20 protein-coding genes and 1 tRNA gene are annotated in these 25,942 nt (G+C 67.1%); 15 read left to right on the top strand and 6 right to left on the bottom strand.

Annotated features, from left to right (window positions below; all coding sequences use genetic code 11):
• Positions 1 to 3,465: a PAS domain S-box protein gene (locus tag C998_RS0106595; protein ID WP_018870067.1), complete on the bottom strand. Its 3,465-nt coding sequence runs from the start codon at positions 3,463 to 3,465 to the stop codon at positions 1 to 3.
• A 153-nt stretch (positions 3,466 to 3,618) separates the two neighbouring features.
• Here C998_RS0106595 and htpX point away from each other — a divergent pair, with 153 nt between their 5' ends.
• Positions 3,619 to 4,506, top strand: a complete 888-nt coding sequence (htpX, locus tag C998_RS0106590) for a protease HtpX (RefSeq protein ID WP_018870066.1) — start codon at positions 3,619 to 3,621, stop codon at positions 4,504 to 4,506.
• Between the two features lie 20 nt (positions 4,507 to 4,526).
• Here htpX and C998_RS0106585 read toward each other — a convergent pair whose 3' ends face one another.
• Complete coding sequence (locus tag C998_RS0106585; protein WP_018870065.1) at positions 4,527 to 5,177, bottom strand: MBL fold metallo-hydrolase; 651 nt, start codon at positions 5,175 to 5,177, stop codon at positions 4,527 to 4,529.
• A gap of 334 nt (positions 5,178 to 5,511) precedes the next feature.
• Here C998_RS0106585 and C998_RS0106580 point away from each other — a divergent pair, with 334 nt between their 5' ends.
• The 10 genes from C998_RS0106580 to C998_RS0106535 all read left to right on the top strand — a co-directional run bounded on the left by C998_RS0106580 (position 5,512) and on the right by C998_RS0106535 (position 16,929).
• Entirely contained in the window at positions 5,512 to 7,023 is a 1,512-nt protein-coding gene (locus tag C998_RS0106580) for an ATP-binding protein (RefSeq protein ID WP_018870064.1), read from the top strand.
• Positions 7,020 to 8,408 (top strand): sigma-54 dependent transcriptional regulator, encoded by a 1,389-nt coding sequence (locus C998_RS0106575; RefSeq protein WP_018870063.1) that lies wholly within the window; start codon positions 7,020 to 7,022, stop codon positions 8,406 to 8,408. The genes C998_RS0106580 and C998_RS0106575 overlap by 4 nt, the downstream gene beginning before the upstream one ends.
• Positions 8,409 to 8,632: 224 nt before the next feature.
• The gene (locus tag C998_RS0106570) at positions 8,633 to 9,127 is read left to right on the top strand and encodes a hypothetical protein (RefSeq protein WP_026279506.1); all 495 of its coding nucleotides are present in this window, start codon (positions 8,633 to 8,635) and stop codon (positions 9,125 to 9,127) included.
• Between the two features lie 111 nt (positions 9,128 to 9,238).
• Positions 9,239 to 9,730, top strand: coding sequence for a DUF4168 domain-containing protein (locus C998_RS0106565; RefSeq protein WP_026279505.1), 492 nt, complete (start codon positions 9,239 to 9,241; stop codon positions 9,728 to 9,730).
• 150 nt (positions 9,731 to 9,880) lie between these two features.
• Positions 9,881 to 10,309, top strand: a complete 429-nt coding sequence (gene rplM / locus C998_RS0106560; RefSeq protein ID WP_018870061.1) for a 50S ribosomal protein L13 — start codon at positions 9,881 to 9,883, stop codon at positions 10,307 to 10,309.
• A 40-nt stretch (positions 10,310 to 10,349) separates the two neighbouring features.
• Positions 10,350 to 10,742 (top strand): 30S ribosomal protein S9, encoded by a 393-nt coding sequence (gene rpsI, locus C998_RS0106555; RefSeq protein WP_024328551.1) that lies wholly within the window; start codon positions 10,350 to 10,352, stop codon positions 10,740 to 10,742.
• A gap of 47 nt (positions 10,743 to 10,789) precedes the next feature.
• Positions 10,790 to 10,863, top strand: a tRNA-Gln gene (locus tag C998_RS0106550).
• Between the two features lie 184 nt (positions 10,864 to 11,047).
• A complete protein-coding gene (locus C998_RS0106545) occupies positions 11,048 to 11,965 on the top strand; it encodes an MBL fold metallo-hydrolase (RefSeq protein ID WP_018870059.1) in 918 nt (305 codons plus the stop codon).
• Between the two features lie 193 nt (positions 11,966 to 12,158).
• Positions 12,159 to 16,001 (top strand): DUF3683 domain-containing protein, encoded by a 3,843-nt coding sequence (locus C998_RS0106540; protein WP_018870058.1) that lies wholly within the window; start codon positions 12,159 to 12,161, stop codon positions 15,999 to 16,001.
• Between the two features lie 103 nt (positions 16,002 to 16,104).
• Complete coding sequence (locus tag C998_RS0106535) at positions 16,105 to 16,929, top strand: rhodanese-like domain-containing protein (protein WP_018870057.1); 825 nt, start codon at positions 16,105 to 16,107, stop codon at positions 16,927 to 16,929.
• A gap of 10 nt (positions 16,930 to 16,939) precedes the next feature.
• Here C998_RS0106535 and C998_RS0106530 read toward each other — a convergent pair whose 3' ends face one another.
• Both C998_RS0106530 and rpiA read right to left on the bottom strand, forming a co-directional pair.
• Positions 16,940 to 17,149 (bottom strand): DUF2905 domain-containing protein, encoded by a 210-nt coding sequence (locus C998_RS0106530; RefSeq protein ID WP_018870056.1) that lies wholly within the window; start codon positions 17,147 to 17,149, stop codon positions 16,940 to 16,942.
• Between the two features lie 6 nt (positions 17,150 to 17,155).
• Complete coding sequence (gene rpiA, locus C998_RS0106525) at positions 17,156 to 17,818, bottom strand: ribose-5-phosphate isomerase RpiA (RefSeq protein WP_018946441.1); 663 nt, start codon at positions 17,816 to 17,818, stop codon at positions 17,156 to 17,158.
• 124 nt (positions 17,819 to 17,942) lie between these two features.
• Here rpiA and ilvA point away from each other — a divergent pair, with 124 nt between their 5' ends.
• Positions 17,943 to 19,460, top strand: a complete 1,518-nt coding sequence (gene ilvA / locus C998_RS0106520) for a threonine ammonia-lyase, biosynthetic (protein WP_018870054.1) — start codon at positions 17,943 to 17,945, stop codon at positions 19,458 to 19,460.
• A gap of 15 nt (positions 19,461 to 19,475) precedes the next feature.
• Here ilvA and motB read toward each other — a convergent pair whose 3' ends face one another.
• Both motB and motA read right to left on the bottom strand, forming a co-directional pair.
• A complete protein-coding gene (motB, locus tag C998_RS0106515) occupies positions 19,476 to 20,366 on the bottom strand; it encodes a flagellar motor protein MotB (RefSeq protein WP_018870053.1) in 891 nt (296 codons plus the stop codon).
• Between the two features lie 19 nt (positions 20,367 to 20,385).
• A complete protein-coding gene (gene motA / locus C998_RS0106510) occupies positions 20,386 to 21,237 on the bottom strand; it encodes a flagellar motor stator protein MotA (protein ID WP_018870052.1) in 852 nt (283 codons plus the stop codon).
• Positions 21,238 to 21,306: 69 nt separating this feature from the next.
• On the opposite strand from motA, the gene C998_RS0106505 reads away from it, so the two are divergent.
• The 3 genes from C998_RS0106505 to C998_RS0106495 all read left to right on the top strand — a co-directional run bounded on the left by C998_RS0106505 (position 21,307) and on the right by C998_RS0106495 (position 25,941).
• On the top strand, positions 21,307 to 22,674 hold the full coding sequence (locus C998_RS0106505) for an HDOD domain-containing protein (RefSeq protein WP_018870051.1): 1,368 nt from the start codon (positions 21,307 to 21,309) through the stop codon (positions 22,672 to 22,674).
• A 99-nt stretch (positions 22,675 to 22,773) separates the two neighbouring features.
• The gene (locus C998_RS0106500) at positions 22,774 to 24,342 is read left to right on the top strand and encodes a PAS domain-containing methyl-accepting chemotaxis protein (protein ID WP_018870050.1); all 1,569 of its coding nucleotides are present in this window, start codon (positions 22,774 to 22,776) and stop codon (positions 24,340 to 24,342) included.
• Positions 24,343 to 24,492: 150 nt separating this feature from the next.
• Positions 24,493 to 25,941 (top strand): circularly permuted type 2 ATP-grasp protein, encoded by a 1,449-nt coding sequence (locus C998_RS0106495; RefSeq protein ID WP_018870049.1) that lies wholly within the window; start codon positions 24,493 to 24,495, stop codon positions 25,939 to 25,941.
• The last annotated feature ends 1 nt before the right edge of the window (position 25,942 follow it).

Here is a 25,942-nt window from a genome sequence, read left to right as displayed (position 1 = left end):
TCAGTCGTCGGTCGGGTTCAGCAGCCGGTCCAAGCTGCGCATGAAGGCCGGGATATCCAGCGGCTTGGTCAGATAGTCCGCCAGATCGGGGTTCTGGTTCCCTTCGCCGGCCTTTTCGCGGATGGCGTCCGCGCTCAGGGCGATCAGCGGTATGTGCCGGGTCTCGGGCCGCGACTTGAGCATGCGTGCCGCGGCGGTGCCGCTCATCCCGGGCAGATGGATGTCGAGCACGATGAGGTCGGGCAGCCATTCGCGCGCGGTGATCAGGCCCTGTTCGGCGCTGCCGGCGACGCGCAGTTCGGTCCGGCCCCGGTTGCGCAGCAGTTCGCGCATCAGTTCCACGTTGGCCGGGTTGTCTTCGATATACAGGATCCGCTGGGCGGCGGCCGGGACGGCATCGGTATCGGCATCGGCATCGCCGGCGTGGCCTTCGGCGGGGTCCGGCGGCGCGCGATCGGGCCCGTCGGCCGCCGACGATGGCTGGCCGAGGGGCAGGCGGATGCGGAAGCACGAGCCCTCGCCCTCGATGCTGGAGAAATCGAGCGCGCCACCCATGCGTGTGGCAAGCTCGCGCGAGATGACCAGGCCAATGCCGGTGCCCTCGACGCCGCTGCCTTCCTGTTCCAGGCGCTCGAACGGCTGGAACAGGCGTTCCCGGTGTTCCTCCGGGATGCCGTAACCGGTGTCATGGACCTCCACGTTCAGCATGCCGTGCTCCGGATCTTGCCCCGGATCTTGCCCCGGATCGGCAGTCGCGTCGTTGCGCTCGGTCTGCACGATCACGTCCACCCGGCCGTCGGGCCGGTTGTACTTGATGGCGTTCGACAGGAGGTTGATCAGGATTTGACGGGCGCGGGTCGGGTCGGCGTGCACCGCCGGCCAGGCGGTCGCGGGGTCGGGATGGTGGAGCGCCACCCCGTGTTCCTCCGCAAGCGGACGCACCATGTCCAGTGCCTCGCGCAGCACCGTGCCGACTTCGATCGCCTCCGGCGAAAGGGTCAGGCGGCCGGTCTCGATGCGCGAGAGATCGAGGACATCGCTGATCAGGTTGAGCAGGTGGGTCCCGCTCTCGCGGATGTGGGCGATCTGCCGGGCCTGCCGCTCGGTCAGGGGTTCCCGCGAGCTTTCGGCGAGGATCTGGGCGAAGCCCAGAATGGAGTTCAGCGGGGTGCGCAGTTCGTGCGACATGTTGGACAGGAACTGCGACTTGGCCCGGCTCGCGCGTTCGGCCTCGTGCATGGCCCGTTCGAGCTCCTTGCGGTCGCGGCGGCGCGCCTCGCGGTCGCGCAGGGCGCGGATCAGGATCGCGTAGGTCGCGGAGAACGGGGCGAGGAAGTCGGCCAGCTCCTGGTCATAGCCGCCCGGGCGGTCAGCGATCCCGAACATGCCCACCAGTTCGTCGCCATGGTAGAGCGGCATGCCGAGATACGGGCCGAGTTCCGGATGCCCTTCGGGCAGGCCGCCGGCGCGGGGGTCGGTCATTACGTCGTCGGAGATCAGCATGCGGCCCTCGTGCATGACCCGACCGATCAGGCTGTTCGCCCCGCACAGCCGCATGTCGCCGCTGAGCAGCTCCTGATAGAGCCGTTCGGAGGCATCGCTCCAGGCCAGGTTGGTGATCGCGTGGATCTTGAGGCACGGCTGGCCGTCGTGCCATTCGGTCTCGCCCATGAAACCGTAGTGACTGTCGGTCACCTGCAGCAGGGTGTCCAGCAGGAACGGCCAGACGTCCTCGGCGGAGTCGGTCTCCATGTATTGCGTGGTGGCCAGGCGCATGGCCTCCAGCAGATGCTGCTGGCGCTGCTGCTGCGCGGTCGCGTTGCGGTAGGCGTCGATGTCCTGGACGATGCCCAGCAGGTGTCGCGGGCGGCCACGGTCGTCGCGTTCCAGATCGCCCTGGGCGCGCAGCCAGCGCGGTGGCGAGGTGCGGATACGGAATTCCACGTCCAGCGGAGTCCCCGAGGCCAGGCTTTCGCTCAGCGCTCCCTGGACGCGGGGACGGTCCTCCGGCAGCACGATGTCGGTGAGGAAGCGCGGATCCTGCAGCGCGGGATGCTCGGCGCCTTCGGTCAGGGCGGCGGCCTCCGGGGTCCAGTCCAGCTCGCCGGTGACCGCGTCCACGCTCCAGTTGCCGATGCGCGCAAAGCGCTGCGACAGGCTGCGACGGCGTTCCGCCTCGCGCAGGGCATTCTGCGCACGGGTGATCTCGCTGAGGTCGTGGGCGACGGTGATGACGCCCTCGGAACGCCCGTCCTCGCCGACCAGCGGGGTCTTGATCAGTTCCAGTTCCCAGCTCCGGTCGTTGTGCTCGAAATGCAGCGGCTGGGTGCGGGTCTGGCCGGTGGTCATGACTTCGTGGTCGAGGGCGCGGGCATAGTCGGCCACGTCGGCACTGAACAGATCGTGGGCCGTGCTTCCGAGGGCCTTTTCCGGCGCGAAGCCCAGCAGGGGTTCGCAGGCCGGGTTGGCCACCACGTAGCGGCCGTCGGCGTCGCTGGCGTAGATCGGATTGGGGGCCCCGCGCAGCACCGCGTTGAACAGGCGGCTTTCGCGCAGTTCGCGTTCCTGAGCCTCGTGCAGTTCGGTCAGATCGTTGACGATGCCGATGTAGTGCTCTCCGCCGTCGATCCGGATGGAGGAGACCGCGAGCTGCATCGGAAAGGTGTGCCCGTCGCGATGCAGGCCGCGGACCTCGCGGCCGATCCCGATGATGCGCGCCTCCCCGGTAGTCTGGTAGTGGCGCAGGTAGTCGTCGTGCTGGCTCGCCCAGGGGTCCGGCATGAGCATGGACACGTTGCGGCCCAGGACTTCGTCGGCAGAGTAGCCGAACAGGCGCTCGGCCGAGGGGTTGAAGCTCTCGATGAGGCCGCCGGCGTCGATCTGGATGATGCCGGCGGCCGCGGTCTCGAGCACGGCGTGCAGCTTGCGGCTCTGGTGCTCGTGTGCAGAGCGGGTGGCGTCATAGTCTCCGCGCAGGAATTCGGTACGCAGGATGTGGCCGGCGAGCCCGGCGAAGTCCTCCAGCGCGCGGATCCGGTCCGCATCGAGCCGGCGCGATCGGGTATCCATCACGCTCAGGGTACCCACCGCAAGGCCGTCTTCCAGGGTCAGGGGGATCCCCGCGTAGAAACGTACGCCGGGCTCGCCGGTGACCAGCGGGTTGTCGGCAAAGCGCGGATCGTCGGTCGCGTCCTCGACGATGGTGGTGTGCTGCGGGGTGGCGATGGCATGGGCGCACAACGAGACCTCGCGCGGGATGCGACGGTGGCAGGCGCCGTGGGTGCCCAGCAGGCGCTGGTGGTCATGGTCGATCACCGAGACCACCGCGATCGGGACCTCCAGTCGCGCCGCTGTCTGGCGCAGCAGCGGCGCGAACAGGCGCTCGCCGTCGGTCTCCTCGAGCAGCAGGCGGCGCACGCCGGCCAGGCGCCGGTCTTCGTCTTCGGGGGTGGGGGGTGCCCGCATGCATGAACCTGGGCGGAAGTTGTTCACGAAGGGATGATACGTCATGCAGGCGATGGTGTGTGTGGCCGGGACTTGAACCCGCGTGTATCGCCCCTATCTAATACACCGTCCGAAATGCCTGATTCCACCCGCAACGGAGAACGAGTTCATCCGATGAAACGCATACTGCTGTTCCTGGCCACCAACTTCGCCATCCTGATCGTGCTCAGCATCACGCTGCGCATCCTCGGGGTGGAGAGCATCCTCGACGAGCAGGGGGTCAACCTCGACCTCACGGCCCTGCTGATCTTTGCCGCAGTGTTCGGCTTTGGCGGTTCCTTCATCTCCCTGGCCATCTCCAAGTGGATGGCGAAGAAGACCATGAAGGTGAAGGTGATCGAGAAGCCCTCGAACGCGACCGAGCAGTGGCTGCTGGAGACCGTCCAGCGCCAGGCGAAGCAGGCGGGCATCGGCATGCCGGAGGTCGGGATCTACGATTCGCCGGACCCCAACGCGTTCGCCACCGGCATGAGCCGGAACAACGCGCTGGTCGCGGTCAGCACCGGGCTGATGCAGAACATGGGGCAGGGCGAGGTCGAGGCCGTGCTGGGCCACGAGGTCGGCCACGTGGCCAATGGCGACATGGTGACCCTGGCCCTGATCCAGGGCGTGGTGAACACCTTCGTGATCTTCCTGTCGCGCGTGATCGGGCACTTTGTCGATCGCGTGGTGTTCAAGAACGAGTCCGGTCACGGCCCGGCGTTCTGGATCACCGCCATCGTGGCCGAGATCATCCTCGCGATCCTGGCCTCCATCATCGTGTTCTGGTTCTCGCGGCAGCGCGAGTTCCGTGCCGACCAGGCCGGGGCCGAACTGGCCGGGCGCGAGAAGATGATCGGGGCGCTGGAGTCGCTGGCGCGGGCCTCCGGCCGGCCGGTGGACATGCCGGATCAGATGGCCGCCTTCGGCATCCGTGGCGGCATGGCGCAGGGCCTGAAGAAGCTGTTCATGAGCCATCCGCCGATCGAACAGCGCATCGCCGCGCTGCGCGCCGGGGCCTGAGGCAGGCCCCGCGCCGGGGTTCACCCGGCGAGCACGTGATCGGCGACGAACGGATTGCGCCGGCGCTGCTCGCCGAAGGTGGATTCCGGTCCGTGACCGGGGATGAAACGGACGTCATCTCCGAGTGGCCACAGTTTCTGCGTGATCGACTCGATCAGAACGCGCCCGTTACCGCCGGGAAAATCGCTGCGTCCGATCGCGCCGTTGAACAGCACGTCCCCCACCAGCGCCATCCGCGCGGACGGGCTGAAGAACACCACGTGGCCCGGGGTGTGCCCGGGGCAGTGCAGTACCTGCAGCCGTTCATTCCCCAGCTCCAGGGTCTCTCCGTCGTCCAGCCAGCGATCCGGGGTCAGCGGCGCGATCTCCGGAAATCCGAACATCGCGGCCTGCTGCGGCAGCTGCTCGAGCCAGAACGCGTCTTCGCGCTGCGGGCCGACGACGGGCACGCCGGACAGCCGTGCCAGCTCGGCCGCGCCGCCGGCATGATCCAGGTGGCCGTGGGTCAGCAGGATGGAATCCAGTTCCAGGCCCTGATCGCGCACGCGGGCGAACAGGGTCGGGGCCTCGCCGCCGGGGTCGACCCAGGCCGCGCGGCCGGTTTCGTTGCACCAGATCAGGGTGGCGTTCTGCTCCAGCGGGGTTACCGGAAGGGTGCAGTGTTCAAGCATCGGGGTATCGCTCCGCGGCGAACGCGTCGGGAGGGAATAGTTGTGTGGCGTATGCGTCTTACGGTTGTGCAGATCGCAAGCTTAGGAGAAAAACCGGTCCGGCGCGACCGCTTTCTGTTCGTCGCTCGCGGGAAGTGCTTGACAGGAATATCCTAATATTAGAAGATCTGCATACGCTGAATGTTGTCCCCCCTGACAGCATCGGCGGACTCCTCCATCCTCCTTTGGTGGTTTTCTTGGCGCGGGCTCTGTCCCGCGCTTTTTTTTGCCCGTTCGCATCGTCCGGCCGCCGCGCCTACCATGGCGGCATGCCCGCCCCCGGTTCCCATCGATCATGACGCGACGCCTGAACAGCCTGCGCAATGTGGTGGTGATGTTCATCCTGCTGCCGCTGCTCCTGTTGGTGGGTGCGGTGGTCGCGCTGGGCCTGCAGGAATTCCAGACGCAGATGGAAGACCGCATGCAGGACGACATCGAGCTGGTTGCGCGGGCGATCCGTCTGCCGGTGTCCACGGCGATTGTTGAACAGGACGTGGCCGCCGTTCAGGAGTCGCTGGATTCGCTGTTCCAGATCGACGAGGTCTTCGGGGTGTATGTCTACGACGCGCGCGGCGAGCTGGTGGCGACCTCCGGGCCGCCCAGCCCGTCGCTGCGGCATCGGGGAGAGGCGCAGGCCATCAGCGAGACCGGAACCCTGGGTGCGTTCGACGAACATCGCGGGCGGGAGGTTTTTTCGTTCTTCCTGCCGCTGGCGGACCACGCGGGACGAATCGTGGGCCTGCTCCAGGTGACCCGTGACGTGTCTCCGTTTCGTGCCTACGTCTCCCAGCTGCGCTGGCAGGGCGCGGTGCTGACCGGGGCGGTGACGGTGCTGTTCCTGGCCCTGGTGCTGGTGGGGTACCACCGGGCCGTGGGGCGCCACGTCGAGCGCCTGACCGGGGTGATGCACGACATCGGCGAAGGGGTGCGCGGCGTGCGGGCACCCGAGGCCGGGCCGGCGGAGCTGCGCCATGTCGCGGCTACCATGAACGGGATGCTGGAACGGCGCGAGGCGTCCGAAGCCGCGCTGGAGGCGCAGCGGGCCGAGCAGCGAGCGCTGGAGGAAAAACTGCGGCATTCGGAAAAGCTGGCGGCGATCGGCCAGCTGGCGGCCGGGGTGGCGCACGAGCTGGGAACCCCGCTGGGGATCATCGCCGGACGCGCCCAGCGGGCCGCCCGCCGTCTGGCCGAGGACGACCCGGCGCGCAAGGAAATGCAGGAGCTGCGGGCAGAAACCGAGCGGGTGGAGACCATCGTGCGGCAGCTGCTGGATTTCGCCCGGCGCAATCCGCTGCAGCGCCGCAGCGTGAATCTGGACGAACTGGTCCGGGAACTGGTGGATCGCGTGCGCGGTCGGGGGCATTGTCCGGACGTGGAGTTCCGGCTGGAAGGCGCGCCCCTGCAGGTGGAAGCGGACCGGCTGCGGCTGGGCCAGGCGCTGGAAAACCTGATCGAGAACGGCGGGCAGGCAGCCCGGTCGCACGTGCGGATCACCTGGGGCGTGGAGGACGAGCAGGTCGAAGTCACCGTGGCCGACGACGGCCCCGCCGCCGGAGGCGGTATCGATCCGGAGACGGCGGAGCGCCTGTTCGAGCCTTTTTTCACCACCAAGCCGGCCGGAAAGGGGACCGGTCTTGGACTGGCGGTGGCCCAGGTCGCGATGGAGGATCATGGCGGTTCGATCGCGCTGGATCGTTCGGACCCGGGCGAGACCCGTTTCGTGATCCGGTTTCCGCGGGCTGCGGATGCCGCGGGAAGTGCCGCGCGGGATGGAGAGGATGGAACGTTGCCGGAGGAGGGTGCATGACCAATCCGGAGTCGGTGCTGGTGGTCGAGGACGATCGCGGTCACCGGGACCTGCTGGTGGAGGAGCTGCGCGAGGCGGGGCATGGCGTGGTGGCCGTGGGCAGCGCCGAAGAGGCGATGCAGGCCCTGGGCCAGCAACCCTTCGGCCTGGTGGTCAGCGATCTGAGACTGCCGGGCGAGGATGGCTTCCGCGTGCTGGAAGCCACGCGCGAGGCGGTGCCGGAGCCCGGTTTCATCATGCTCACCGGCTTCGGAACCATCGACCAGGCCGTGGCCGCGCTCAAGGCGGGGGCGGATGATTTTCTGACCAAGCCGGTGGACCTCGATCATCTGCGGCTGGCGGCCGACCGGGTGATCGAGGCCCGGCGGCTGAAGGCCGAGGTGCGCCAGTATCGCGAGCTGCTGGCGGCCGGCGAGGGATTTCACGGCATGCAGGGGAACAGTCCGGCGATGCTGCGGCTGTTCGACCTGATCCGGCGGATTGCGGCTTCCGACGGATCGGTGCTCATCACCGGCGAGTCCGGTACCGGCAAGGAGCTGGTGGCGCGTGCGCTGCACGCCGAGAGCGCTCGCCGCGACGGTCCCTTCGTCGCCCTGAACTGCGCCGGCATTCCCGAGAGCCTGCTGGAATCGGAACTGCTGGGGCATGTCGCCGGGGCTTTCTCCGGCGCCCGGGGCGCGCGCCGCGGCCTGTTCCGCGAGGCCGACGGAGGCACCCTGTTTCTCGACGAGATTGCCGAGATGCCGGTGGCGATGCAGAGCAAGCTCCTGCGGCTGCTGCAGGACGGGCGCGTGCGCCCGGTGGGCGGCAACGAGGAGGTGGACACCGACGTTCGCATCGTGGCGGCGACCCACCAGGACATCCCGGGGCGCATCGCGCAGGGCGAGTTCCGCGAGGACCTCTACTATCGGCTGGAGACCTTTCGTATCGAGATCCCGCCGTTGCGCGACCGGGGCGAGGATATCGAACGCCTGGCCCTGCAGTTCCTGCGCCAGCACGCCCTGGCTCACGGGCTGCCGGAGCGCCGTCCGAGTCCCGAGGCGATGCGGGCCCTCCTCCACTACGCCTTCCCCGGCAACGTGCGCGAACTCTCCAGTCTGATGGAGCGCGCCGCGACCCTGTCTTCCGGTGACCAGATCGAGTTGCGCGACCTGCCGGAGCGGGTGCACGCATCGGCATCCGGCGGGACACCAGCCGGCACGTCCCCGGGTGACGGCGTTCCCGGCGCCCGGGACGCCCACTGGCCTTCGCTGGCCGAACTCGAGACCGATTACATCCAGCGCGTCCTGGAACACTGCGAGGGCAACAAGCAACGAGCGGCGCGCATGCTGGGGATCGGCCGCAAGACGCTTTATCGGCGGCTCGGCGAGTCCGATACGAACTGAGCCGTTTCCTTGCGCGGTGTGTCATGCGGACGCGGTGACACGTTTCATTGCGACCCATGTGTCGAAAAGAAACAGTTCTGATCTTCTTTCTGTTCTCCTCCCGGCCGCACGGACGGCCTTCATGTCTCTGATTGCAAAGATATTTTTTTGTGTTCTGAATGTTGGCCCGTGGGTTGCATCATGTGAATTGTTCGTAGCGAAATCCGCAAACCACAGGAGGTCGCATGACGACTTTCCGCAAAACCGCAACGGCCATGGCGCTCGGTTCGGTGCTGACCCTCGGCTTTTCCGGGGTGGCCGCGGCCCAGGCGGGCCAGGGCGGTGCCCCCGCCGGCGACATGCCGCCCGGGGCCGGAACCCCGGGGCAGGGCCAGCCGCCCGAGCCGCGGCAGGACGCACCGGCACCGCGGGATGCCCCGCCACCCGGCGGGAGCGGCCAGGGCGGGGGGCTTCCGCCCGGCGGCACCGGACAGGAACGCGGGCTCCCGCCCGGCGGGCAGCCCCCCGAACCGCAAACCGGGCCGGGGCAGCCGGATCGGCCGCAGGGCGCGCCCCCCGAGCCGCGTGACGCGCCGCCGGGGAGCATGGAACCCGAGCGCACGGATCCGCGTGGCGGCGCCACCGGCCAGCAGATGCCGGCCCCGGGCGAGCGGCCCGAAGGCGAGGCGATGCCCGAGCCCGGCGAAGACCCGCGGCAGGGCACGGAGCGGGACTGGTAGTCCGGCCCGCCCGCGACTGCGGGCGGATGTTCCGCACAGACCGCAGATAAACCGCAGATCATGATTTTCGTGAATACAGACCGTCGTAAAGACCAAGGAGCAAACGCAATGATGAACTTTCGCAAGACCGCAATGGCTTTCGCCCTGACTTCCATGTTCGCCTTCGGTGGCGTGGCCTCCGCCCAGATGGGTGGCGGCGCCGAGGGCGGTGCTCCGCCGGAAGGTGGCGCCCAGGGCGGCGCCCCGCCGCAGGGCGGTGCTCAGGGTGGCGCGGGCGCCCAGGGCGGTGCTCCGCCGGAAGGTGGCGGCGCCCCGATGCAGCAGCAGGCCCCCGAGGTCGACCTGTCCGATGAAGACATCGACACCTTCGTCGAAGCCTTTGTCGGTGTGCAGGAGGTCCGCGAGGACTTCTCCCAGCGCCTGCAGGAAGCCGAGGACGAGACCCAGGCGCAGCAGATGCAGCAGGAGGCCCAGGACGAGATGGTCGCGGCCGTGGAGGATGCCGGCATGACCGTTGAAGAGTACAATGAGGTCGCCATGGCCCTGCAGAACGACCCCGAGCTGATGCAGGAGGTCCAGCAGCAGGCCGAAAGCGCCATGTAAGCCCGCAAGGGACAGGCATGCGCTGACGGGGCCGTCCTTCGGGGCGGCCCCGTCTTTTTGCGCGATCGCTCGTGGGACCCTTGAATGACGGGGTACAACACGGTATTCTTTCGCGCTTTCTGAATCGCCCCGACATCGGAGCATCGATACATGAGCACCATCAGCGCCAAGCCGGCAGAAGTCGAACGCGACTGGTTCCTTGTGGATGCCAGTGACAAGACCCTCGGTCGACTCGCCACGGAAATCGCGCGTCGGCTGCGCGGAAAGCACAAGCCCGTCTACACGCCGCACGTGGATACCGGCGACTACATCGTCGTGATCAATGCGGACAAGATCCGGGTCTCGGGCAACAAGGCCTCCGACAAGATGTATTATCGCCATACCGGTTTTCCGGGGGGCATCAAGGAGGCGAACTTCTCCCAGATGATCGAACGTCATCCGGAGAAGGTGCTCGAGCTGGCCGTCAAGGGCATGCTGCCGCGCAATCCGCTCGGCCGGTCGATGCTCAAGAAACTCAAGGTGTATGCCGGAACCGAGCACCGGCATGCGGCCCAGCAGCCGCAGCCGCTGGACATCTGATCCGCGGCGCCGCCAACCAGAAACAGGGAAATCGATTCCAATGGCTATGAATCAGTACTACGGTACGGGTCGCCGCAAGACGGCTTCCGCGCGTGTCTTCCTGCGTCCCGGCTCGGGCAATGTGACCGTCAACGGCCGTCCGCTGGACGAGTTCTTTGGTCGTCCGACCTCGCGCATGGTTGTCCGGCAGCCGCTGGAAGCGGCCGAAGCCCTCGACGGCTTCGACGTGGTGGCTACGGTCTCCGGCGGGGGCGGTAACGGTCAGGCGGGTGCCATTCGTCTGGGTATCGCCCGCGCCCTGGTTGAGTATAATGAGGACCTGCGCAGCACGCTGCGTCGTGGCGGTCACCTGACGCGGGATGCCCGCGAGGTGGAGCGCAAGAAGATCGGCCTGCGCAAGGCCCGTCGCGCGACGCAGTACTCCAAGCGCTGATCCGGTTTTCGCCGGTGCACCCGGAGGTTTCGGGCACCGGCCAGAATTGGGGGATCGTCTAGCGGTAGGACTACGGACTCTGACTCCGTCAACCCAGGTTCGAATCCTGGTCCCCCAGCCATCCATGGAAAAGGGCCCCCTCGCGGGGCCCTTTTTCATGGATATGACCGGCCAGGATGAGAACCTGGAAGGTTCGGCGGAGCGCAGCGGAGCAACGCACACGCGCAGCTCTTTTACGGAATGTCGGTCTTTCTCCACGCGTCTGTGGTCTATAGTCAGTCCCAGGTTTCGAGCAAGGAGAAGCCATGTCCGTATCCGAGAATCCGTATCCCGAGGTCACTGTCGATACCCGCGCCCGCCAGGTGGAAGGGACCAATGCCTGGTACATGATCGGTCTGTCGGGCATCCCGGGCCCCGACAACGAGGGCCACACTTCCAACGCCGGTTTCGTGGTGACCGACGAGGGCGTGGTGGTCTACGACGCTCTGGGTACCCCGGCCCTGGGGTTCGAGATGATCCGGCGGATCCGGGAGGTCACGGATCAACCGATCCGCTACGTGATTGCGGGTCATTACCATGCGGACCATATCTACGGTCTGCAGGCGTTCGCCGATCATACGGAAGCGCGCATCATCGGTCAGCGGCGGGCGGAAGATTATCTGCGCGGGCCGGGCGCCGAATCCCGTCTGCAGCAGCGTCGGGGCGTGCTTTATCCGTGGGTGGACGAAGACACTCAGGTGATCCCGCCGGACGAGCTGTTCGACGACGAGTACACCATCGAGCTGGGCGGCAAGACGTTCCGCCTGCTGCATGCCGGTCCGGCGCATTCACCGGATGACGTCATCATGGTGGTCGAGGAAGACGGCGTGGTGTTTGCCGGCGATATCGTGTTTGACGGCCGCATCCCGTTCCTCGGCGATGATGCCCTGGATTCCGGCAACTGGGTGAACCGCCTGGAGCAGGTGGAGGCGATGGAGCCGAACTTTCTGATCCCGGGGCATGGCGACGCGACCGCCAATGCCCGCCGGGCGGTGCGCTTCACCCGGGATTACCTGGTGAAGCTGCGGGAGCACATGGCGGAATCGGTCGAGGAAATGATGTCCTTCGAGGAGGCCTACGCTGCCATGGACTGGTCCGAATACGAAGACCTGCCGGCGTTCGACCAGACCAACCGTTCCAACGCCAATGCGGTGTTCCTGGAGATGGAATCCAAACTGTTCTGACGCCGCATTATCTCCGCAGCCGACCGGGCCCGGGCTGTTCCGGGCCCGGTCGGGCGTGCACGTCGATCAGGGTTTCCTTATTATTGCGCAATTACTTTGGTGCCAAAAGAATGGACCGCGAGTGCGAGATCGTGCTTTCGGTCCGGCTGGCCGTTAACCTTGCGCTTCACTCTGATCGGGAGGCTTCGCCTCAATGACCGCCGAACGCGTGCGCGAAATACCGTACAACTACACCTCCTTCTCCGACCGCGAAATCGTCATCCGCTTCCTCGGGTCCGATACCTGGGAGCTGCTCAACGAGCTGCGTGGCGAACGCCGTACCGGCGTGTCCGCGCGCATGCTGTTCGAGGTCCTGGGGGATATGTGGGTGGTCACGCGCAACCCGTACATCCAGGACGATCTGCTGGGGGACCGCAAGCGTCGCCGTTCGTTGATGGATGCGATGCAGCACCGCCTCGACCAGATCGAGGCGCGTGCCGAGGGCAACGAGAAGGCCCTGACCCTGGCCCGGCGTGCCCAGGCGGCGCTGACCGCGTTCGCGGAGGAGTTCGACAAGACGCTGGCGCTGCGCGACAAGGTTCGCAAGCGCATGAACGGGCTCACGCACAAGGACAATATCCAGTTCGGCGGGCTGGCGCGTGTCTCGCACGTGACCGATGCGACCGACTGGCGCGTGGAACTGCCGTTTGTGGTGCTCACCCCCGACTCCGAGGAAGAGATGGGGCCGCTGGTCGCGGCCTGCATCGAGCTGGGACTGACGGTGATCCCGCGCGGCGGTGGTACCGGCTACACCGGCAGTGCCGTGCCGCTGTCCAAGCGCTCGGCGGTGATCAACACCGAAAAACTGGAAGGCCTGGGTGACGTGCAGCGGCGCAGCCTGCCGGGTGTGGACCGCGAAGTCCCGGTGGTGCACGTCGAGGCGGGCGTGGTGACCAAGCGCGTCTCCGAGCTGGCCGATAACAACGGCCTGGTGTTCGCGGTGGACCCGACCTCGCAGGACGCCTCCACCATCGGCGGCAACGTGGCCATGAATGCCGGCGGCAAGAAGGCCGTGCTGTGGGGCACCGCGCTGGACAACCTGGCCGCCTGGACCATGGTGACCCCCGAGGCGGACTGGATGTATATCGAGCGCCTCGATCACAACCTGGGCAAGATCCACGACGCGGAGACCGTACGCTTCCGCGTGACCCGTTTTGAGGCGGACGGCCGGACGCAGAAGGGCGAGCCGGAGATCCTGGAGATGCCGGGGGCGCAGTTCCGCAAGACGGGGCTGGGCAAGGACGTCACCGACAAGACCCTGATGGGCGTACCGGGTATCCAGAAGGAGGGCTGTGACGGTCTGATCACCTCGGCCGAGTTCATCCTCCATCGCATGCCGGACAATGCCCGCACCGTGTGCCTGGAGTTCTACGGTACCGATCTGCACGAGGCGGTCCCGGCGATCGTTGAGATCAAGGATGCGGTGGATGCCGAGGAAAACGTGCTGCTGGCGGGGCTCGAGCACCTCGACGAACGCTACGTGCGGGCGGTGAAGTACACCCCCAAGGGTGCGCGCGGCGACCTGCCGAAGATGGTCCTGGTCGCGGACATCGTGTCCGATGACGAGGACGCGCTGGGTCGCCTGGCCGCGCAGATGGTGCGCGCGGCCAACGCGCGCAACGGCGAGGGCTTCATCGCGGTGAGCCCGGAGGCGCGCAAGCGGTTCTGGGCCGATCGCGCGCGCACCGCGGCCATCGCCCACCACACCAACGCGTTCAAGATCAACGAGGACGTGGTGATCCCGCTGGAGCGCCTGGCGGAGTACACCGAAGGGGTGGAGACCCTCAACGTCCGCGAGTCGCTGACGAACAAGCTGGCGATGGTCGACGAGATGCTGGAATGCATGCGCGGCGACCATCCCGAGCTGCGCGAGCTGCTGGAGGATGCCGAGGGCGAGGGCCAGCAGTGGTTCGAGACCAAGCGCCAGCGCGCGGTGGAGGTACTGGAATCGGTGCGCGATCGCTGGTCGCGCATCGCCGACAACTTCCACACCCTGGCCTCCGAGTGCGACGAGCTGCTGGATGACACTGCGCGCGCCGACATGCGCCCGCACGACAAACTGATCCACCTGCTGCTGCGTCGCAGCCTGCGCATCTCCTATCGCGCGGAGGTCGAGCGGCCGCTGTTCGACATATTCAATGGCCACCAGATGGAGTCGGTGCGCAAGCGCCTGACCGCGATCCACGACCGCGTGCTCACCAGCCGGCTGTTCATCGCCCTGCACATGCATGCGGGCGACGGCAACGTGCACACCAACATCCCGGTCAATTCCAACGACTACCCGATGATGCACCAGGCCGAGCGTCTGGTGGACGAGGTGATGCGCCTGGCGCGCGAACTGGACGGGGTGATCTCCGGCGAGCACGGGATCGGCCTGACCAAGATGCAGTACCTGGATCGCGACCGCATCGACTCGTTTGCGAAGTACAAGAAGCAGATCGACCCGAACGGAGTGTTCAATGCCGGCAAGCTGCTGGAGGGCTCCGGCCTGAACAACGCCTATACGCCGTCGCTGCGTCTGGTGAAGCAGGAGGCGCTGATCCTCGAGCAGAGCGAGCTGGGCGATCTCAACGACGAGATCAAGGACTGCCTGCGCTGCGGCAAGTGCAAGCCCGAGTGCAACACGCACGTGCCGCGCGCCAACCTGCTGTACTCGCCGCGCAACAAGATCCTGGCGACCGGGCTGATCGTCGAGGCCTTCCTGTACGAGGAACAGACCCGGCGCGGGCTGTCGCTGAATCACTTCGAGGAGATGAACGACGTGGCCGATCACTGCACGATCTGCCACAAGTGCCTGAACCCGTGTCCGGTCGACATCGACTTCGGCGACGTGACCATGCACATGCGCTCCATCCTCAACAAGAAGGGCAAGCGCAAGGCCTCGCCGGCCACCATGATGTCCATGGCGTTCCTCAACACCAAGGATCCGGCCGCGGTGAAGGGCATCCGCAAGGGCGCGATCCAGATGGGCTATGCGGCCCAGCGTCTGGGTCACTGGTCGTTCAAGAAGCTCGGCCTGACCGGCGAGGGCAAGCGGCCCCGCTCGACCACCGGCAAGGCGCCGGTGCACGAGCAGGTCGTGCATTTCGTGAAGAAACCCATGCCGGCGGGGCTGCCGAGCCAGACCACGCGGCAGATGCTGGGGCTGGAGGATTCGCGCTACGTGCCGATCCTGCGCGACCCGGTGAAGACCGACATGGATTCCGACGCGGTGTTCTACTTCCCGGGCTGCGGCTCCGAACGCCTGTTCAGCCAGGTCGGGCTGGCCACCCTGGCGATGCTCTACGACGCGGGCGCGCAGACCGTGCTGCCGCCGGGCTACCTGTGCTGCGGTTACCCGCAGAACGCCGGTGGCGACTTCGAAAAGGGGTCGCAGATCAGCACCGAGAACCGGGTGCTGTTCCATCGCATCGCGACGACGCTGAACTACCTCGACATCAAGACGGTGGTGGTCTCCTGCGGGACCTGCATGGATCAGTTGCTGAAATACGAGTTCGAGAAGATCTTCCCGGGCTGCCGGCTGCTGGACATCCATGAGTACCTGATGGAGAAGGGCATCAAGCTGGAAGGGCTGCAGGGCGTGCAGTACATGTACCACGATCCCTGCCATTCGCCGATGAAGTCGCACAAACCGACCGAGGTGGCCGGCAACCTGCTGGGCCAGGAGGTCCTGAAGTCCGATCGCTGCTGCGGCGAGGCGGGCACCTTCGCGGTGAGCCGCCCCGACATCGCGACCCAGGTGCGCTTCCGCAAGCAGGAGGAGCTGCACAAGGGCATCAAGCAGCTGACCGGCGAGGAGAAGGCGGAAAACGGCAACGTGAAGATGCTGACCTCCTGCCCGGCCTGCCAGCAGGGCCTCTCGCGCTATCGCGAGGACACCGGGCTGGACACCGACTACATCGTGGTGGAGATGGCCAACCGGCTGCTGGGCGAGAACTGGCAGAAGGGTTTCATCGACCGGGCGCGCGAAGGAGGCATCGAGAAGGTCCTGCTCTGAACGACGGTTTCCCGTACACTGCGCAGTGGAATAAACGGAGTTCACGGGGCGTCGCAGGGAAGGTCGTATCCCGCGGCCCCCTGCTGACGTCAACGGAGATCGCATGAGCTTTCGTCATTTCGCTGTTCGTTCGGGTGTGTTCGCCCTTGCCGCCGGCCTTCTGGCCACCCCTGTTACCCTCTCGGCCCAGCTGGCGGAGTTTCCGGGGCGTCATCTTTACGAACGCTTCGGGGTGGAGGCCATCGAGCTGTTCGACCTGCGCGGTCAGTTCAGCGGCTCGACCCTGGTGGACGTGCGCCCGCGCGCGGAATACGACGTGGTGCGGATGCGCGACGCCCATCACGTAAATCTGCACGCCCCCGATTTCGACGAGCGTGTCCGCGACCTGGAAGCCCGGGAAGGCAGCCCGCTGGTGTTCTACTGCAACGGGCGCGACAGCCATCGGGCGTACCGTGCCGCGGCGCGGGCCAGCGATGCCGGGCTCGATGCCGTACTGGCGTATGACGCCGGCATGCATGACTGGGCGCAGAGCTATCCGCGCTTTTCCCGCCTGTTCGGCGAAGCGGTCGGGGACGGCGATCTGATTCCCGACGCGTCGTTCGAGGCGCGGCTGCTGGATGGCGAGACGTTCGCACGCCGGGCCCAGGAGGACGACAGCCTGCTGCTCGACATCAGTGGTGCCGGGGACGAGGACGACATCGCCCTGTTCGGCGGACGCGAACGGGTCATGCCGGTGAACGAGCCGGCGGCCCTGGACGACGCCCTGCGTGCGGCCGCCGCGGACGGCGAGACCCTGCTGATCTTCGACCAGCACGGACAGCAGGTGCGCTGGTTACAGTACCGCCTGCGCGAGCTGGGCATCGAGGACGAGCGTTATTACTTCCTCGAGGGCGGGATGCAGGCGTTCTACGATGAGGTGATGGGCTGAGAGAGCGGGGTCAGCGGCGAAAGAAGCTCAGGATCAGTGACAGCACGATGCTGACGATGATCATGGTCGTCAGCGGGAAGTAGAAGCGGCTGTCACCGCGTTCGATCACGATGTCCCCGGGGAGTCTTCCCCAGGGGATCTTTCCCAGCCAGGGCCACAGCAGCCCGATCAGGACGATCGCGCCGCCGATGATGATCAGCCATTTGCCGGTCTCGTTCATCGTGCCTCAGTGATGGTGGAGTTCGCGCACGCCCTTCTCGCTGCCGATCAGCATCACGTCGGCCGGCCGCCGCGCGAACAGCCCGTTGGTCACCACCCCGGCGATGTGATCGATCTCCGATTCCAGCTCCACCGGGTTCATGATGCGCAGGTTGTGGACGTCGAGGATGACGTTCCCGTTGTCGGTGACAAAACCTTCGCGCAGTTCCGGATTGCCGCCCAGGTTCGACAGCGCGCGGGCCACGTGGCTGCGGGCCATCGGGATGACCTCCACCGGCAGCGGGAAGTTGCCCAGATAGTTCGCGATCTTGGTGTCGTCGACCACGCAGACAAAGGTCTCGGAGGCGGCGGCCACGATCTTCTCGCGGGTCAACGCGCCGCCCCCGCCCTTGGTCAGGTGCAGGTGGGTAGTGGCCTCGTCGGCGCCGTCGACGTAGATCGGCAGCGGGCCGGCCGAATTCAGGTCCAGGACCTCGATGCCATGTTTGCGCAGGCGCTCCGCGCTCGCCTCGCTGGAGGCGACGGCCCCGTCGATGCGGTTCTTCATGCCCGCGAGGGCATCGATGAAATAGTTGGCGGTCGACCCGGTGCCGACACCGACCACCCAGCCGTCCTCGATCTTCGACAGGGCCGCTTCGGCCACCGCCTTCTTCATTTCGTCCTGAGTCATCGCTTCGTCTCGCATGTTCTTGATATAACCTGCCGAGCATAACCATCCCGACGTTGACGGGACAAGCGCCGCGCAGCGCGAGGAGCTCACAAGGTATGCGGCGCGCGTGCTATCGTGCGAAGTCATGAAAGACTATCCCTATCTGGAGAAGATCCTCACCTCCAGCGTGTACGACGTGGCGCGCGAGACACCGCTGGATGCCATGCCCACGCTGTCGAACCGGCTGGGCTGTGATATCCGCCTCAAACGCGAGGACCTGCAGCCGGTGTTCTCGTTCAAGCTGCGCGGCGCCTACAACAAGATCGCGCAGCTTTCGGAGGAGCAGCGCTCGAAGGGCGTGATCGCGGCCTCGGCGGGCAACCACGCCCAGGGCGTGGCGCTGGGAGCGACCCATCGCGGTATCCGTGCGGTCATCGTGATGCCGGTCACCACGCCGCAGATCAAGGTGGACGCGGTACGCCGCTTCGGCGGCGAGGCGGTGCTGTTCGGCGATTCCTTCGACGAGGCCGCAGCGCATGCCCGCGAGCTGGAGGCCGAGCACGGCTATACCTTCATCCACCCGTTCGACGATCCGGACGTGATCGCCGGGCAGGGCACGGTGGCCATGGAGCTGCTGCGTCAGCACCCGGGACCGCTGGACGCGGTGTTCGTGTGTATCGGCGGTGGCGGACTGGTCTCGGGCATGGCGGCCTATATCAAGCGCCTGCGCCCGGAGATCCGGGTGATCGGGGTGGAGCCGGACGACGCCCCGTCGATGTACAGGGCGCTGCAGCAGAACCGGCGGGTCAGCCTGAAGCAGGTGGGGATCTTTGCCGACGGCGCCGCGGTGCGTCAGGTGGGCAAGGAGACCTTCCGCCTGACCCGCGAACTGGTGGACGAGGTGCTGCTGGTGGATACCGATTCCATCTGCGCGGCGATCAAGGACATCTTCGACGATACCCGCGTGGTGGCCGAGCCGGCCGGGGCCCTGGCGGTGGCGGGCATGAAGCAGTACGCCCAGCGCGAGGGGCTGCGCGGGGCGCATCTGGCGGCGGTGCTCAGTGGCGCCAACATCAATTTTGACCGCCTGCGCCACGTGGCCGAGCGCGCCGAGATCGGCGAACACCGCGAGGCGCTGTTCGCGGTGACCATTCCCGAACGCCCCGGCAGCTTCCGCGAGTTCTGCGAAGCGGTCGGCAAGCGGGGCATTACCGAATTCAACTACCGCTACGCCGACGACAGCACCGCGCATGTCTTCGCCGGGATCAAGCTGGAAGGCGGGGATGCCGAGCGCGCGGAGATCCTCGCGAACCTGCGCGGGCGCGGCTACGAGGTCCTCGACATGACCGAGAACGAGGTCGCCAAGCTGCATCTGCGGCACATGGTGGGCGGCCACGGTGGCGAGGTCCGCAACGAGCGGCTCTACCGCTTCGAATTCCCGGAGCGTCCGGGGGCGTTGCTGAACTTCCTCAACCACATGGGGGAGACCTGGAACATCTCCCTGTTCCATTACCGCAACCATGGCTCCGCGCATGGTCGGGTGCTGGTCGGCATGCAGATCCCGAAGGAGGATCGCAAGCGCTTCCGGGAATTCCTCGAGGAAGTCGGCTACCCGTGGCACGAGGAGACCGGCAACCCGGCCTATTCGCTGTTCCTGCGCTGAAGGTCGCGTGCGGGGTCAGTCCTCCGGGGCGTCCAGCGCATCCGCCGGCGGCGTGCCCTCGGTTTCGATCCCCTCGCGCATGGCTTCCTCCGCCTCCTGGTTGAGGACGATCAGGGTGATCCGCCGGTTCACCGCGGCCTCGGGGTTGTCCTCGTCGAACGGGACGGTGTCGGACAGGCCCACCACGCGGGCGATCTGTTCCGGCTCGGTGCCGCCGGCAATCAGCTCGCGCCGCGCGGCGTTGGCGCGGTCGGTGGACAGTTCCCAGTTGGTGTAGTCCTCGCGCTGCAGCGGGCGGGCATCGGTGTGGCCGGTGATCGAGATCCGGTTGGGGACCTCGTTGATCAGCCCCGCGAGCTCGCGCAGGATGCCGCGGGCATGCTCCAGCGGCCGCGCGCTGGCGGTGGCGAACATCGGCCGGTTCTCGGCGTCGATGATCTGGATGCGCAGGCCTTCCGGGGTGATGTCCATCAGCAGCTGATCCTTGAACGGCTCCAGGGCCTGACTGCGGTCGATGGCTTCTTCCAGCGCTTCCTGCAGGGATTCCAGGCGCTCGCGGTCGCGTTCCAGCAGGGTCTCGTCATGCTCGGCCGGCTCCGGCGGGGCGTCGTGACGGTCCGGGAGGCCCTCGAAATCGATGATCGACGGGTCGGCGCCGGTGCCGTCGCCGATGGCCTGCGACGGGGCCATGGCCTCGCCCTCGAAGGCCGAGGGGTTCTGGAAGTACTCCGACAGCGCGGCGCGTTCGTCCGCCTCCAGCGCGGCCAGCAGCCACAGCAGCAGGAAGAAGGCCATCATCGCCAGGGCGAAGTCGGCGAAGGCGACCTTCCACGAACCTCCGTGGTGGCCGCCCTGGACCACCTTCTTCTTGACGATGATCGGCTGGGTCTTGTCCTCGACGCCCATGAGCGGTGTCCGGCCGGCCTCAGGCCGCCTTCACGTGTTCCTCGAGTTCGGTGAAGCCCGGGCGCACGTCGCTTTCCATGGTCTTGCGGCCGAATTCTACCGAGACCTGCGGGCTGTACCCCTGCACGTTGGCGAGGATGCAGGCCTTGATGCACTGCATGTACTTGGTGTCCTCGTGCGAGCGGGCTTCCAGTGCGGCGGCCGTCGGGCCGACGAAACCGTAGGCCAGCAGGATCCCGAGGAAACTGCCGACCAGAGCGGCGGCGACGTTCATGCCGATGGTCTCGATGTCGCCGCCGATGGCACCCATGGTGTTGATGATGCCGAGGATCGCCGCGACGATGCCGAAGCCGGGCAGGGCGTCCGCGACGCGGTTGACCGCATGGCTGGGGCGCTCCACCTCTGCGTGGTGGGTCTCCAGATCCACGTCCATCAGGGCATCCAGCTCATGGGGGTTCATCGAGCCGGAGATGATCAGCCGGAGGTAGTCGGTGATGAATTCGACGGCATGGTGATTCTTCAGCACCCGCGGGTGGGCCTGGAAGATCTCGCTGTTTTCCGGATCATCGATGTCGACTTCGACCGCCATCAGGCCCTCCTTGCGGGCCTTGACGAACAGCTTGTACATCAGCGCCAGCAGGTCGAGGTAATCGGCCTGCGCATATTTGCGTCCCTGCATCAGTTTGGGGATCGACTTGAAGACCGTAACCACCACGTGTGGCGGGTTGGCGATCAGGAACGCGCCCAGCGCGGCGCCGCCGATGATGATGTATTCGTAGGGCTGCCAGATGATGAAGATGTCGCCGCCGTGGGCCACGTAGCCCCCGAAGACGGCGCCCAGTACGACGAGAAAACCGAGGATGAACTTCACGCGCGCAGGTCCTGCGTTGCTATAGTCGGCCCGCCAACCTTAATCGAGAACCGCAGGCGAGGTACAGCAATGGCCCTGGATGAAACGGCGCCCTATGCCGGGCGGGCACGCAGCCTGGCGGAGACGGACTGGCCGGTACTGGGCTCCAGCGAGGCGGTTTTCGCCGACACCGACGCCCTGGTCAACCGCTCGCTGCGCGAGGTGGGGCTGTATGCCGAGCGCGATCCGGGGCTGGCGCTGCGGCTGATCCTGCGCGCCAACGCCCCGCGTCCTGGGCTGAAGCAGGAGGTGCATTCGGTACCGGATGCGATCGCGATGCTGGGCCTGCGAGCGGTGCACGAGGAGATCGAACGCGCACCAAGGGTGGAGGACATCCTCCCGGACCCGCAGCCGTACCGGCGGCGGGCGGCCCAGGCGCGCCTGGCGGCGCTGATCGTGGAGGAACTGGGACGGGTGCGCCACGACAGTGAACCGGGCGAGCTGGGGCTGGCGGCCCTGTTGAACGACCTCGGCATGCTGGCGCTGGAAATGACCGACGCGCCGGAACTGGCGGGGCTGCGCTCGATGCTGCAGCTGCGGGCGCTGCCCGACGAGGCCAGTTACGTGGCCCTGGGCTATGCCACCGACGACCTGTCGCGCGGGATGGCCGAACACATGCACCTGCCGGAGCTGGTGCGCGGTACCCTGCGCGCGGAGAATGCCGCTCACCCGCGGGCCATGGAGGTGATGGTGGCTTCGGCGGTGGCCGGCCAGATCTTCCACGGCATGGACACCCTGCGCGAGGACCGGGATCTGCGCCTGCTGGCCGAGTTGCTGGGCGAGCCCGACAAGGCGGCGGCGGACCGGCTCGGCCGGCTGATGCAGGGCTTCAACCGGGACGCCTGGCTGTATGCCATGGACCCCCTGGATCCCGCGGCGATCGCGCGCGTCTGGCGGGAGGGCTGCTCGCCGGTGCCACTGGGCCTGGCGCCGCGCGGCGACATCGCGGTCAGCGGCGAGCTCGCGCTGCAGCGCGAGCCACACCGGGGCGTGCGCCTGCGGCGCCTGTTGCGCGCCTGCCAGTTCGGCCTGGGGCTGAACAGGGTCGTGTTCGCGGAGCTGGCGCATGATGGCGACTGGCTGCATGCGGCCGATCTCGTCGGTACGCTGCACGAGCCGGAGTTCAGCCATTTCGGCATCGGCCGCCATGACCTGGGCGCCATGGGCGCGGTACTGGAGCAGACCGATCCGGTCTGGTGGTCGCGCGATTATCCTGACACCCCGTTGCCCGGGCCAGTGGCCGGGCTGACCGGCGGGGTAGACTGCCTGCTGGCGCCGGTGCGGGAGCACGGGCGCTGCATCGGGATGATCTACGCCGACCGGCGCTCGCCGGCGCTGGCGCTGGATTCCCGGACCTTCGACGGCTTCGCCCGGCTGCTGGCGGCGGCACGGCGCTGAAGCTCAAGCCGCCCGGGCGGCGGCCGTTACCCCGTAAAACGACACTCACGCGACGAGCAAAGGGCGCGCCGGCCGGCGCGCCCGCGGAGACCGAGCAGTATGCGCGAAAACCTTCCCGTCACGGGGACCGAATACACCCTCAACGAGGGCGAGGACCTGATCTCGTCCACCGACCTGAAGGGCCGGATCCGCAACGCCAATGACGCCTTCGTACGCGTCAGTGGTTTCGACTGGGAAGAACTCCACGGCTCGGCGCACAATATCGTGCGCCACCCCGACATGCCCGAGGCGGCCTATGCCGACATGTGGGCCACGCTGCAGTCCGATCGCGCCTGGATGGGCATCGTGAAGAATCGCCGGAAGAACGGCGATCATTACTGGGTGGATGCCTTCGTGACCCCGGCCTACGAGAACGGGCAGAAAGTGGGCTACGAGTCGGTCCGCCGGGTCCCGTCGCGCGAGCACGTCGAGCGCGCGGAAAAGGTCTATGCCGCGATGAAGCGCGGGCGCCAGTTCCGCCGTCATCTCTGGGACAGCCTGCTGTTCCGGCTGCTGGGTGTCTGGGGTCTCGGCTTTGCGCTGGCGCTGGGAGTGCTGCTGGCGCCCTGGGGAGCACTGGCCCAGGGGCTGGGTCTGGCCCTGGTGTTCGCCCTGGGGGGCGCGTCCACGCTCGGGCTGATGCAGCCGTTGCAGCGTACCATGCGGGGGCTGCGGCGGATCTTCGACAACCCGGCGATGGAGACCATCTACTGCGGCCGGCGCGACGGTTCGGCGACGCTGGAGCTGTTCCAGCGCTTCCACGAGGCGCGGCTGTTCACCGTGCTCGACCGCATCGAGGAGCAGTCGGGGGCGGTAAGCGACGGCGCCCGGACCATGGCGGGTGCGGTGGAGCAGACCGCCAGCGGGGTCACCCGCCAGCAGGGCGAGATCGATCAGGTCGCCACGGCGATGAACGAGATGACCTCGACCATCCAGGAGATGGCGCAGAACTCGGCGCAGGCCGCGGACAGCGCCCATCACGCCGAGCAGGAGACCCGTTCCGGGGAGGAGGTGGTGAACGCCACCGTGGAAGCGATCAATCGCATGGCGGGCGAGGTAGAGACCACCGCGGAGAAGCTCAACCGGCTGGAGACCGATGCCGCGGAGATCGACAACATCCTCGGCGTGATCCGCGAGATCGCCGAGCAGACCAACCTGCTGGCCCTGAACGCGGCCATCGAGGCGGCGCGGGCCGGCGAACACGGGCGCGGCTTTGCGGTCGTGGCCGACGAGGTCCGCCGGCTGTCGCAGCGCACGGATGAGTCCACGGTGACCATTCGCCAGATGATCGAGACCCTGCAGAACGGTTCGCGGGAGGCGGTCAGTGCGATGCGCTCGAGCCAGGAACAGGCTGCCCACGGCGTGGAACAGGCGCAGTCGGCCGGTGAGTCCCTGGGGCGCATCCGCGAGGCGGTGGGGCGCATCACCGAGATGAACACCCAGATCGCCACGGCGGTGGAAGAGCAGAGCTCGGTCGCCGAGGAGATCAACCGCAACGTCACCTCCATCCACGACGTGGCCGGCGAGACCGGGACCGTGGCGGAGCACGCTCGCGAGGCCAGCGCCGACATGGAACGCCTGGCCGGCGAGCTGAAATCCCTGATCCACCGTTTCGACACCCGCGTGTAGGAGGCCGGCCCTCCGGCCGATCCGGCGCCGGGGACTGCCCGGACGTCAAATCGGCCAGGGGGCTGGCCTCCTGCACGCGGGGTTCCCGCCCGGTGGCGGGCGGACGTATGCTGTGGGCTGCGACGCCGCCGAGCAGAGGAGCCCCGCCGGATGCCCATTGACTGGAAACACTACGATCCCGCCCCGTTTTTCGACGAGCTGATGGAAGGGGCGGGACAGCCGCGTGCAGCGGCCCGCGCGGTGGCCGATTACCTCGCCACGCTGGACGACGCCGAACTGCAGGGGCGCAAGCAGGCGGCGGACAACGCGATCCTCGAGATGGGGATCAGCTTCACGGTCTACAGCGAGGGCGAAAACATCGATCGCGCCTGGCCGTTCGACATCATCCCGCGGGTGATTCCGCGGCGCGAATGGGAGCAGGTCGCGGCCGGGCTGGAGCAGCGGATGACCGCGCTCAACCTGCTGATTGACGACATCTACAACGAACAGCGCATCTTTCGCGACGGCGTGATCCCGCGTTACGTGCTGGAGCAGTCACGCAATTTCCGCGAGCAGTGCGTCGGGATCCACCCCCCGCACGGGGTGTGGGCGCATGTCTGCGGCAGCGATCTGGTGCGCGCCGGGGACGGCCAGTTCCACGTGCTGGAGGACAACCTGCGGGTGCCCTCGGGGGTCTCCTACATGCTGGAGAACCGGCAGGTCACCAAACGGGTGTTCCCGGAACTGTTCCAGGACAGCTCCATCCTGCCGGTGGACGAATACCCCGCGCAGCTGTTCGACATGCTGGCCTCGATCTCGCCGCGGCCGCAGGACTATCCCGAGATCGCGGTGCTGACACCCGGCATCTACAACTCGGCCTATTTCGAGCACTCCTTCCTCGCGCAGCGCATGGGTGCCGAACTGGTGGAGGGGGCCGACCTGATGGTGGGCGACGACGACTGCGTGTACATGCGCACCATCGACGGCCCCGAGCGGGTCGACGTGATCTACCGCCGCATCGACGATGCCTTCCTCGACCCCGAAGTATTCAATCCCGATTCCATGCTGGGGGTGCCGGGGCTGATGCGCGCATGGCGCAAGGGCAACGTGGGGCTGGCCAATGCCCCCGGGGCCGGCGTCGCCGACGACAAGGTGATGTATGCCTTCATCCCCGAGGTGATCCGCTATTACCTCGATCAGGATCCCATCATCCCGAACGTGCCGACCTGGCTGTGTTCCGACGACGAGCACCGCCAGTACGTGCTGGACCATCTGGACGAGCTGGTGGTGAAGCCGGCCAACGAATCGGGCGGCTACGGCATGCTGGTGGGGCCGCATGCGAGCAAGAAACAGCGCAGCGAGTTCGCGAAGCTGATCCGCCGGGATCCGCGCAACTACATCGCGCAGCCGACGCTGGATCTGTCGGTCGCACCCACGCTGTGCGGGGCGGAAATCGAGCCGCGCCACCTGGATCTGCGGCCGTTCATCCTGCAGGGCGTGCGCACCGACGTGACCGCCGGGGGGCTGACCCGCGTGGCGATGCGCAAGGGGTCGCTGGTGGTCAACTCCTCGCAGGGCGGGGGCAGCAAGGATACCTGGATTGTGGACGAGGAGGACTGAG

Origin of the sequence: Thioalkalivibrio sp. ALgr3, from assembly GCF_000377325.1 — a bacterium.
GTDB lineage: Bacteria > Pseudomonadota > Gammaproteobacteria > Ectothiorhodospirales > Ectothiorhodospiraceae > Thioalkalivibrio.
Note: the sequence above shows the minus strand (reverse complement) of the source record. Positions and strands in the feature narration are given on the sequence as shown.

Bases quoted from the DNA above. Each gene is read 5' to 3' on its own strand.
- C998_RS0106545 (WP_018870059.1), top strand. From the start codon at position 11,048: ATGTCCGTATCCGAGAATCCGTATCCCGAGGTCACTGTCGATACCCGC.
- C998_RS0106585 (WP_018870065.1), bottom strand. From the start codon at position 5,177: ATGCTTGAACACTGCACCCTTCCGGTAACCCCGCTGGAGCAGAACGCC.
- motB (WP_018870053.1), bottom strand. From the start codon at position 20,366: ATGGGCGTCGAGGACAAGACCCAGCCGATCATCGTCAAGAAGAAGGTG.
- C998_RS0106505 (WP_018870051.1), top strand. From the start codon at position 21,307: ATGGCCCTGGATGAAACGGCGCCCTATGCCGGGCGGGCACGCAGCCTG.
- rplM (WP_018870061.1), top strand. From the start codon at position 9,881: ATGAGCACCATCAGCGCCAAGCCGGCAGAAGTCGAACGCGACTGGTTC.
- C998_RS0106535 (WP_018870057.1), top strand. From the start codon at position 16,105: ATGAGCTTTCGTCATTTCGCTGTTCGTTCGGGTGTGTTCGCCCTTGCC.
- C998_RS0106595 (WP_018870067.1), bottom strand. From the start codon at position 3,465: ATGCGGGCACCCCCCACCCCCGAAGACGAAGACCGGCGCCTGGCCGGC.
- rpiA (WP_018946441.1), bottom strand. From the start codon at position 17,818: ATGACTCAGGACGAAATGAAGAAGGCGGTGGCCGAAGCGGCCCTGTCG.
- C998_RS0106500 (WP_018870050.1), top strand. From the start codon at position 22,774: ATGCGCGAAAACCTTCCCGTCACGGGGACCGAATACACCCTCAACGAG.
- C998_RS0106580 (WP_018870064.1), top strand. From the start codon at position 5,512: ATGACGCGACGCCTGAACAGCCTGCGCAATGTGGTGGTGATGTTCATC.
- ilvA (WP_018870054.1), top strand. From the start codon at position 17,943: ATGAAAGACTATCCCTATCTGGAGAAGATCCTCACCTCCAGCGTGTAC.
- C998_RS0106530 (WP_018870056.1), bottom strand. From the start codon at position 17,149: ATGAACGAGACCGGCAAATGGCTGATCATCATCGGCGGCGCGATCGTC.
- C998_RS0106575 (WP_018870063.1), top strand. From the start codon at position 7,020: ATGACCAATCCGGAGTCGGTGCTGGTGGTCGAGGACGATCGCGGTCAC.
- C998_RS0106565 (WP_026279505.1), top strand. From the start codon at position 9,239: ATGAACTTTCGCAAGACCGCAATGGCTTTCGCCCTGACTTCCATGTTC.
- rpsI (WP_024328551.1), top strand. From the start codon at position 10,350: ATGGCTATGAATCAGTACTACGGTACGGGTCGCCGCAAGACGGCTTCC.
- htpX (WP_018870066.1), top strand. From the start codon at position 3,619: ATGAAACGCATACTGCTGTTCCTGGCCACCAACTTCGCCATCCTGATC.
- C998_RS0106570 (WP_026279506.1), top strand. From the start codon at position 8,633: ATGACGACTTTCCGCAAAACCGCAACGGCCATGGCGCTCGGTTCGGTG.
- C998_RS0106540 (WP_018870058.1), top strand. From the start codon at position 12,159: ATGACCGCCGAACGCGTGCGCGAAATACCGTACAACTACACCTCCTTC.
- C998_RS0106495 (WP_018870049.1), top strand. From the start codon at position 24,493: ATGCCCATTGACTGGAAACACTACGATCCCGCCCCGTTTTTCGACGAG.